The organism is Herpetosiphon geysericola (genome assembly GCF_001306135.1).
Lineage (GTDB): Bacteria > Chloroflexota > Chloroflexia > Chloroflexales > Herpetosiphonaceae > Herpetosiphon > Herpetosiphon geysericola.
On record NZ_LGKP01000021.1, the window covers coordinates 325465 to 334712 of the forward strand.

At 50.9% G+C, this 9248-nt stretch carries 8 protein-coding genes; 5 read left to right on the top strand and 3 right to left on the bottom strand.

What is annotated here, in order from left to right; genetic code table 11:
* The first annotated feature begins 137 nt into the window (after positions 1 to 137).
* From SE18_RS12820 to SE18_RS12835, 4 genes are all read left to right on the top strand, one after another.
* Entirely contained in the window at positions 138 to 1382 is a 1245-nt protein-coding gene (locus SE18_RS12820; protein ID WP_054534856.1) for an ROK family transcriptional regulator, read from the top strand.
* 107 nt (positions 1383 to 1489) lie between these two features.
* The gene (locus SE18_RS12825) at positions 1490 to 2800 is read left to right on the top strand and encodes an extracellular solute-binding protein (RefSeq protein ID WP_054534857.1); all 1311 of its coding nucleotides are present in this window, start codon (positions 1490 to 1492) and stop codon (positions 2798 to 2800) included.
* A gap of 167 nt (positions 2801 to 2967) precedes the next feature.
* Positions 2968 to 4005 (top strand): carbohydrate ABC transporter permease, encoded by a 1038-nt coding sequence (locus SE18_RS12830; protein ID WP_054534858.1) that lies wholly within the window; start codon positions 2968 to 2970, stop codon positions 4003 to 4005.
* Positions 3998 to 5131 (top strand): sugar ABC transporter permease, encoded by a 1134-nt coding sequence (locus tag SE18_RS12835; RefSeq protein WP_152976641.1) that lies wholly within the window; start codon positions 3998 to 4000, stop codon positions 5129 to 5131. The genes SE18_RS12830 and SE18_RS12835 overlap by 8 nt, the downstream gene beginning before the upstream one ends.
* Positions 5132 to 5212: 81 nt before the next feature.
* Here SE18_RS12835 and sucD read toward each other — a convergent pair whose 3' ends face one another.
* Both sucD and gmd read right to left on the bottom strand, forming a co-directional pair.
* Positions 5213 to 6094, bottom strand: a complete 882-nt coding sequence (sucD, locus tag SE18_RS12840) for a succinate--CoA ligase subunit alpha (protein ID WP_054534859.1) — start codon at positions 6092 to 6094, stop codon at positions 5213 to 5215.
* A 205-nt stretch (positions 6095 to 6299) separates the two neighbouring features.
* A complete protein-coding gene (gmd, locus tag SE18_RS12845) occupies positions 6300 to 7277 on the bottom strand; it encodes a GDP-mannose 4,6-dehydratase (protein ID WP_054534860.1) in 978 nt (325 codons plus the stop codon).
* A gap of 140 nt (positions 7278 to 7417) precedes the next feature.
* Between gmd and SE18_RS12850 the strand changes: the two genes are divergently transcribed.
* Entirely contained in the window at positions 7418 to 7849 is a 432-nt protein-coding gene (locus tag SE18_RS12850) for a helix-turn-helix transcriptional regulator (protein WP_054534861.1), read from the top strand.
* Position 7850: 1 nt separating this feature from the next.
* On the opposite strand, the gene sucC is transcribed toward SE18_RS12850, so the two are convergent.
* On the bottom strand, positions 7851 to 8987 hold the full coding sequence (sucC, locus tag SE18_RS12855; RefSeq protein ID WP_054534862.1) for an ADP-forming succinate--CoA ligase subunit beta: 1137 nt from the start codon (positions 8985 to 8987) through the stop codon (positions 7851 to 7853).
* Positions 8988 to 9248 lie beyond the last annotated feature (261 nt).

Sequence of the window (9248 nt, forward strand, 5' to 3'; positions counted from 1 at the left end):
TAGCCTCAGTTGCGATTTAAAGCTATGGAATAACCTAAACCGCATTCTATAATAAAACGTTTACGTTTGTTTGTTGTCTTGACAAAGTACCAAATAGTTGCTAAAATCGGAGCCACTTACCAAGTAGGAGCTTCCAAATGAATCGTCCTTCGGCACTGACAGCTGATCTGAGTTTAATGCGAGAACTCAACCGCGCCCTGGTACTCCAGTTAATTCGGCGTGAAGGACGAATTTCGCGAGCCGATATTGCTAAGCATACCAAGTTAAGTCGTTCAACGGTTTCGAGCATCATCAACGATCTGATTGATGCCAGCCTGGTGACTGAAACTGGGATTGGAACCTCAAAAGGTGGCCGTCGGCCAATCATCCTCGAATTCAATTATCAAGCTAATTATATTATTGGGCTTGATGTTTCGCGCAATGCGGTTAGCGCCGTTATTACCGATTTGAACGCTCGGATCTGTTCACGCCGCCAAATCTCCTTTAATGTCAATGATGGCCCGACCGTTGGTATGCCGCTGATCAAGCAACTGATTAGCACAATGCTAACCGAATCGCCAGTTGGCAGGGGCCGAATTAGTGCGATTGGGGTTGGCGTGCCTGGCCCACTCGATTTTCGCAATGGTCGCACAATTGCGCCGCCAGTTATGCCTGGCTGGGATAATGTGCCGATTCGCGAAGAGTTAAGCCAAACCTTCCGCTTACCCGTATCAATCGATAACGATGCCAACTTGGCAGCCATGGCCGAATATCGGTGGGGTGCTGGCCAAGGTGCGCAAAACATGGTCTATTTATATATGAGTAGCGCTGGGATTGGCGCTGGCCTAATTATTGATAGCCATCTATTCCGCGGCTCGATTGGTAGTGCAGGCGAGGTTGGCCATACCACGCTCAGCGTCGAAAACGACGAATCATTTGGGCCAATCAACGCTGGTTCGCTGGAAGCCCTAGCATCGCAAATTACGGTTTTACGGCTGGCGCGTGAGCAAAAGCTGATTAATGCCGATGATGATGTGCATGCCTTGGTGCGCAAAGCAGAGAGCAGCCCCGAAATTCAAGCTATTTTGCGGCGTACTGCCCACTATCTTGGGGTAGCAATCGCCAGTATCATTAATATCTTCAACCCAGATCGGGTTGTCATTGGCGGGGTTATTCCGGAAACCTCACCATTATTAATCGAGACTATTCGGGCAACGGTTGCGCGCCGCGCTTTATCGATTGCTGTGAATAATACCTCGATTGTGCCCGGCGCACTAGGCCGCAACGTTGCAGCCTTGGGAGCCGCAGCCCTTGCCACCGAGCGCTTATTTGCGCCGCCAGCCTTGGAACGACCTGCCACCTTAGGCGTGCATTCCAACGAAGTTGGGTCGTTGGCAAGCTAAACATTGCCCTTGATGGAACGTGAATAACCTTCACGTGTTTATATTCACCTGTTCGCCCTAATGGCACGGTACAGATTCCCTAATTTGGTACAAAGGAGTGTACAGCAATGAAGCGACTTATGAGCTTCCTGCTCGTCAGCGTGATGATGGTCGGTTTATTGGCAGCTTGTGGAAGCGCAACCCCAACCACGGCACCAGCGACCACAGCACCAGCGACCACAGCACCAACCACCGCAGCAGAAGCAACTGCTGCACCAACCGCCGCAACTACAGATGCAACCGCTGAAGCAACTGCTGAAGCAACCAACGTAGCCCCAGCTACTGGCGGTATGGCAGCAACTGGCGATATTACCTTGTGGCATGCCTACAGCACTGGTGGCAGCGAAGATGCAACGTTAACCACGTTGATCGCAAACGCCAAAACCGCTTTCCCAGATGCCAACATCACCGTGTTGCAAGTACCATTCGACCAAGTTTTCAGCAAGTTTGAAAACGACGTTGCCACTGGCAGCGGCCCAGACTTGTTGTTGGCTCCAAACGATAGCTTGGGCGATTTGGCTCGCAAAAACTTGTTGGCCGACCTCGATGCCTACAAAGCAAACTTGACCAACATCGGCCCAGCTGGTGTTGCTGGGATGTCAGTTGATGGCAAGTTGTATGGGATTCCAGAATCATACAAAGCTGTGGCCTTGTACTACAACAAGTCAACCATTGCAACCCCACCAACCACCACCGACGAGTTGCTGCAAATGGTCAAAGATGGCAAAAAATTGGTCTTGAACCAAAGCGCATACCACAACTTTGGCTTCTTCCAAGCCTTCGGTGCGAGCTTGTTCACCGCTGATAAAGCCTGTGGCTTGACCAACGGTGGCGGCGAAGCATTCAAGTATTTGCAAGACCTCAAAGCTGCTGGCGCAACCTTCCTCACCGATGGTCCTAGCGCTGATGCTGCTTTCCGCGAAGGCAAAGCCGACATGATCATCAACGGGCCATGGGTTTTGGCCGACTACCAAAAAGATTTGGGCGAAAACTTGGCTGTAGCTCCAATGCCTGCTGGGCCAAAAGGTCCTGCTGGTCCATTGACCGGTGTTGACGGCTTCTATGTCAACATCAACAGCCAAAACGTTGAAGGTGCAGTTGCTTTGGCAATGTACTTGACCAACACCGAATCACAAAAATTGTATACCGAACAAGCTGGCCACGTGCCAACCGACATCAATGTGGTTCCAACCGATGCCTTGGTCTTGGGCTTTAGCCAAGCCGCTTCAACCGGCTATGCTCGCCCACAAGACAAAGAACTTGGTAACTTCTGGACACCAGTTGGTGACGCGTTGACCAAAGCCCTTGACGGCGGCGAAGAAGCAACCAAGGCTATCACCGATGCCTGTGCTGCAATGGACCTCGCCAACGGTAAATAAGGCAAGTAGCGGCCCGTTCCTTCTTCGTGAGGGAACGGGCCACGCCAAGGCTATGGTGGACTTACCAAAGATAGTGCTGTAAACGATGCCGTAGTCTTGCACCCTGTTCCTCGCTCACGCGATACCAATCAATCCGACCCCGCCCCTGTCAGCAAAGGAGCACCGCCATGGCATCGGCAGAAAGTAGCGTCGAGCGTGCTAGTGAGAGTGACCTTCCACGCCAATCGTGGTGGACACGCACCAGAACGTCGCGCACAGCGTATACCTATCTTTTTCCCGCCTTGATCGTGATGGCAATCATCACGTTCTATCCGATCGTCTATCAATTCTGGATGTCGCTGACCGATTTCGGCCCTTCCAGCATTAACCCAAACGTTGCTAACTATAAAGCCCCCAATTATGTTGGCTTCGAAAACTATCGCTTGATTTTGCAAGATAAGTTGGCAACCGTTGATGCCGACTTGAATAGTTTTCGCTTCTGGCGCACCTTGGGCTTCAACATCTGGTGGACATTCTCGAATGTGATTTTTCACGTTTCACTGGGGATCGTCATCGCGGTTATGTTGAACGTTGAGGGTTTGTGGTTTAAAAAGATCTATCGCGCAATTTATATTTTGCCGATGGTTTTGCCGCAGCTGGTTATTGCCACGATTTGGCGCAATATGTTCGATGCCAAAGAAGGCGCTGTCAATCTGTTTCTCAAGATTTTTCTTGGGCCAGCCATTCCTGAGGCTGGGATCGATTGGCTGCAACGGGTTGAACCAGTCGCTTTTGGCTTGCCGCTCTCGTATTTTGCCATGCTGATTGCCAATATTTGGCTGGGCTGGCCGTTTATGACGATTGTGGCCACCGGCGCCCTGCAAAGTATTCCCAAAGAATTATATGAAGCAGCTTCGATCGACGGCGCAACTGGCTGGAATAAATTCTGGATGATTACGCTGCCCTTGCTGCGCCCCGCGATGGTTCCAGCAACCATTTTGGGGATTATCCAAACCTTCAATCTTTTCCACGTGATTTACTTCATCAGTGGTGGCGGCCCGCTCGGCCAAACCGAAATCTTGGTAACCCAAGCCTATAAGCTGATCAATGGTAACTCGCTGTTTGGGATTGGAGCAGCATTTAGCGTCTTTATCTTTATTATTCTTGGCTGTATCTCGGCAATTACTGCCCGGATTTCACGAGTAGCGGAGTCGTATGATGGCTAATTCATCTATTACACAATCGACCAGCCGCAAAGGCCTGTTTGCTCGTGGGCGCGGTGCTGGCCGTCAATTGGAATGGTGGCAACAACTGTTACTCCAAGTATTTTGCTTGGTCGTTGCAGTTTCGGTCTTGTTCCCAATTATGTGGATCGTCACGCTTTCGTTCAAGGAAGCAGGCAGCCAACGTTCAAGCACGCTCGAACTCATTCCGAAGTCGATTTCGCTTAGCTCATATCAAGCGGTGATTGATCAGCCGCTTTCCAAAACTGCTGGCGATATTTCGTTTTGGAAGTTGATGGGCAATAGCTTTTTCTTGGCAGCTGGCGTTTCATTCTTCTCAGTGATGATCGGCGTTGCCGCAGCCTATGCCTTCTCGCGCTTGAACTTTGTAGGCCGTAAGTTTCTGTTCTTGAGCATTGGTTTTATTTTGCTGATGCCTGGGATTGCCACGCTTGCGCCATTGTTCGCGATGTTGGCCAAAATTCGCACGAGCCTTGAAGTGCTGCGAATTATCTATTTTGTGCTTGCAGGCTTAATTGTCACAGGCTTAATCTTGATGACGATTTCGCGGATTCGCTCCGACGATTTCAGGGCTGGCTCAATCGCTGTAGTCTTTGGGGGCTTGGCGGTGGCTGGCTTATTATTATGGGGCGGCCTCGGGATTGATATTCCCAAAAATGCCAAACCTTTTGATCTTGGCCGCTCGCTGTATGGCGTAGGCTTGGCGATGATCTCTGGCGCGTTGCCATTTGCGATCTGGAATCTCAAAGGCTATTTGGATACGATTCCCAAGGAATTGGAAGAAGCGGCGATTATTGACGGCGCTTCACCAAACCAGATTTTCTTCCGCATCATCCTGCCGCTGGCAACTCCGGCGCTGGCTGTAACTGCCTTCCTTGGCTTTATGGCTGGCTGGACTGAATTTGCCTTGACGGCGCGCTTTATCAACAAGGCCGAAAATTACACCTTGGCGATTGCCTTGCAAACCATGACTGGTCAATATACCACGGTTTCGTGGTCGAATTTCGCGGCGATGTCGATTATGATTTCGCTACCAGTCTCAATTGTCTACTTGGCGCTGCAAAAATATATCGTTGGCGGTTTAACCTTGGGCGGGGTAAAAGGTTAATTCCTTCAGCGGGCTTTTGGTATCGCAAACAAAAAAACCACTCCAGCAATTGGAGTGGTTTTTTTATACCAACAAATTGGCTTATTTGCCGAGGCTTTCGGCGACCAATTTGGCAATGTCGGTGGGCAATTTGGCAACTTTCGCGCCAACTGCTTCCAAGGCGGCAATTTTTTCTTGGGCTGTGCCCTCGCCACCAGCGCCGATAATTGCGCCAGCGTGGCCCATGCGTTTGCCTGGAGGTGCCGATTGACCAGCGATGAACGAGACGACTGGCTTGGTGACGTTTTCCTTGATGAAGGCAGCGGCATCTTGCTCGGCGTTCCCACCAATTTCACCAATCAAAACGATGGCTTCGGTTGCTGGGTCAGCTTGGAACATTGCCAAAACATCGATGAAGTTGGTGCCGATAATGGGGTCGCCGCCAATCCCAACGATTGAGGTTTGGCCCAAACCAATGCGGGTCAAAGCATCGACTGCTTCATAGGTCAACGTACCTGATTTTGAAACCACACCGACTGGGCCGGGCTTGGCGATTGAGCCGGGGATAATCCCCAATTTGGCTTCGCCAGGAGTGAGCAAACCGGGGCAGTTTGGCCCGATCAAGCGTGAGCCTTTGAGCTTCACAAACTCGTAGGTTGCCACCATATCGAGGGCTGGCACGCCTTCAGTGATACAAACGATCAAGGGAATGCCAGCATCGGCGGCTTCGCGCACAGCATCAGGAGCAAAGGCGGCTGGCACATAAATGACGGTTGCGTTTGCGCCAGTTTCCTTAACTGCTTCCTTGACCGTGTTGAACACAGGCACGCGGCCATCAACGGCTTTTTGGCCGCCGCGACCTGGTGTAACCCCACCGACCAAATTTGTGCCATATTCCAGCATTTGGCGCGAATGAAACTCACCTTCGCGGCCTGTAATCCCCTGCACAATCAGGCGGGTATTTTTATCAGCCAAAATACTCAATGGAAATGTCCTCCTTGACAGAAAATCAAAAGGCAAAATGCAAAAGTCAAAATGACACTGAAAATCAAAAGGCAAAATGCAAAAGTCAAAATGGCTATGTTTAAGTAGATATATTTTTGACTTCTTACTTCTGCCACAATAAACATCAAAGGGCCATGTTCATTCAGTAGTCGTACTTTTGACTTTTTACTTCTGCCCTTTGCCTTTACATACGGTATTCATGTTTCAATAATTCGAGGTCGGCTTCGACCATCATAGTCACCAGTTGCTCGAAAGGTGTTTCTGGTTGCCAGCCCAAGACGCGCTTGGCCTTAGCTGGGTCACCAATCAACAAATCGACTTCGGCAGGCCGCATAAAGCGTTCGTCCAATTTCACATAGTCGGCGTAATTCAAGCCAACATGGCCAAAGGCGATTTCGCAGAAGCGGCGCACTGAGTGGGTTTCGCCAGTTGAAACTACAAAATCATCAGGCTGATCTTGTTGCAGCATCAGATACATGGCTTTAACGTAATCGCCAGCAAAGCCCCAATCGCGCTGGGCTTCGAGGTTACCCAAGCGTAATTCGCTAGCTAAGCCAAGCTTAATCCGTGCCACTGCATCGGTAATTTTGCGGGTCACAAACTCGCGGCCACGGCGTGGGCTTTCGTGATTGAACAAAATGCCTGAGCAAGCAAACATGTTGTAGCTTTCACGATAATTCACGGTGATCCAGTGGCCATAGACCTTCGCCACGCCATAGGGTGAGCGTGGGTAGAAGGGCGTGTTTTCGGTTTGCGGCACTTCAACGACTTTGCCAAACATCTCCGACGAACTTGCTTGATAAAAGCGAATCGACGGATCGACCGTACGTACTGCATCGAGAATGCGGGTTACGCCCAAGGCGGTGGCTTCGCCAGTAAAAACTGGTTGCGCCCACGAGGTTTGCACAAAGCTTTGGGCTGCTAAGTTATAGACCTCGGAAGGTCGATAGGTTTGCAGCAAATTAATTAACGAAACTTCATCGAGCAAATCGCCCGTGACCAGTTCGATATCATCTTGAATATGTTTGATGCGTTCGAAGTTAACTGTGCTCGAACGGCGCACCATGCCAACGACACGATAGCCTTGGGCGAGCAAATGTTCAGCTAAATACGAACCATCTTGGCCGGTAATCCCGGTCACCAATGCGACTTTCTTGGTCATGCTATCCTCATTCGATCTAGGCTAGGTTAATCTCGGCCTAGCATACATCGATATGGTGGCGGCGACTGCTAAGTTGCTTAGCAATCACCATGGCGAATGTGCAGTATGATCAAGCTCAATCTGCGTAGGAGTAGTGCTCAATGCCAGAATCTTTTGGCCAGCGTTTAGGCCGTTTACGGGCCTTGCATGGCTGGACTCAACAAGCGCTCGCTGATCGCTTGGCGCTTTCGCGGGTGGCGATCTCCCACTTTGAAATGGGTTTGGCCACGCCATCGGAACGCACGGTTATTTTGCTCGCAGGGTTGTTTCGGCTCGAACCGCATGAGTTGGTTGCCAATACGTTTTACCCTGAGGGCAAAAGCCTGCGTTTGCCGAGTGTTGCGCCGCGCTACAGCGAAGTTGAGCACCAGCTTGCCTTGTGTGCCCGTGATTTGGCATGGTGCGAACGCTTGCCAAGTGCCAGAGCCGAAACCCTGCTGCATTGGCAAACCAGCTTAGAACAACTCCAGCACAGGTGTGTTGATCTGCACGAGCGCCAGCTGATTCGGGCCATGTTAGCCCAACTCTGCTAACTTATTGTTTGGCAATATCAACAGCTTTTTGGGCAGCGTCGGCCAAGGTTGAAGCAGGCGTTAAGCTTGCATCAGCCAAGATCCGTTGGCCTTCTTCTTCGTTGGTGCCAACCAAACGCACGACCATTGGTACTTGGCGCTTGATGATCTTTTGGGCTTCGACGATGCCTTTGGCCACTTCATCGCAACGGGTAATCCCACCGAAGATATTGACCATGACAACTTTGACATTGGGATCGTCGAGAATGATATCGAGGGCTGCTGCCACTTTTTGAGCATTCGCGCCGCCACCGATGTCCAAGAAGTTGGCTGGTTCGCCACCGAAGAGGTTTACCACGTCCATGGTTGCCATGGCCAAGCCTGCGCCATTGACCATACAGCCAATATTGCCATCAAGCTTGATAAAGGTCAGGCCATTTTCGCGGGCCTTGATTTCCGATTCTGGTTCGCCAGCAATGTCGCGCATGCCTGCAACTTCAGTGTGGCGGAACAAACCGCTGTCATCAAGCACAATCTTCGAGTCGAGGGCTTGCAATTGGCCATTGGGTAATACCACCAAAGGGTTGATTTCGGCTAATTCAGCATCGTTTTCGACGAATGCGCGATACAAGCCGGTGGCAATGCTAGCAAATTGGCGCGCTTGCTTAGCATCGGTCAAGCCAATGCTATAGGCCAATTCTTGGGCTTGGTAGGGTTGCAGGCCCAATAATGGGTCGGCTGCTAATTTGATAATTGCATCAGGATTGGTTTTGGCGACTTCTTCGATTTCAACGCCACCCTCTGATGAGGCAATCAGCACAACCCGCTTGGTCGCCCGATCCAAAATCACCCCAAGGTAAATTTCTTTTTCGAAGGTGATCGCTTCGGCAACCAATACTTTCTCAACCGTCAGACCTTTGATGTCCATGCCCAAGATCGCTTTGCCAGCATCGAAGGCTTCTGCTGGCGTGTTGGCCAACTTGATCCCACCTGCTTTGCCCCGACCGCCAACATGCACTTGCGCCTTGACCGCCACAGGGCCGCCAATTTGCTCGGCAACTTTTTGAACTTCTTCCGCCGTCGCAGCAACACCGCCGCCTGTCACTGGAATGCCATAACGAGCCACGATGTCACGGGCTTGATATTCGTGGAGCTTCATTGCACCTCCGCACGAGTAAATGCATTAATCAAGATGGCTAAACAAAGCTATTTAGCCCCTCGGCATGGTAGCAGGCTCACCAAGAGAAGTCAAAGAAAGGCAGAAGGACGAGAACATAGAGCATAGAGCATAGATGTAATGGTTCATAGCATTAACAACCGGACGCTGGCATCCCGCGCATACTCGCGACGAAACACCGCATCGGGGGTTTCGCCCCCAAGCCCCTGATGCGGTCGCCGCGTGTTGTAGCTCATTTCCCAC

Excerpts from the sequence above, each read along its gene's own strand:
- SE18_RS12820 (WP_054534856.1), top strand. The coding sequence starts at position 138 with ATGAATCGTCCTTCGGCACTGACAGCTGATCTGAGTTTAATGCGAGAA.
- SE18_RS12825 (WP_054534857.1), top strand. The coding sequence starts at position 1,490 with ATGAAGCGACTTATGAGCTTCCTGCTCGTCAGCGTGATGATGGTCGGT.
- SE18_RS12830 (WP_054534858.1), top strand. The coding sequence starts at position 2,968 with ATGGCATCGGCAGAAAGTAGCGTCGAGCGTGCTAGTGAGAGTGACCTT.
- SE18_RS12835 (WP_152976641.1), top strand. The coding sequence starts at position 3,998 with ATGGCTAATTCATCTATTACACAATCGACCAGCCGCAAAGGCCTGTTT.
- gmd (WP_054534860.1), bottom strand. The coding sequence starts at position 7,277 with ATGACCAAGAAAGTCGCATTGGTGACCGGGATTACCGGCCAAGATGGT.
- SE18_RS12850 (WP_054534861.1), top strand. The coding sequence starts at position 7,418 with ATGCCAGAATCTTTTGGCCAGCGTTTAGGCCGTTTACGGGCCTTGCAT.
- sucC (WP_054534862.1), bottom strand. The coding sequence starts at position 8,987 with ATGAAGCTCCACGAATATCAAGCCCGTGACATCGTGGCTCGTTATGGC.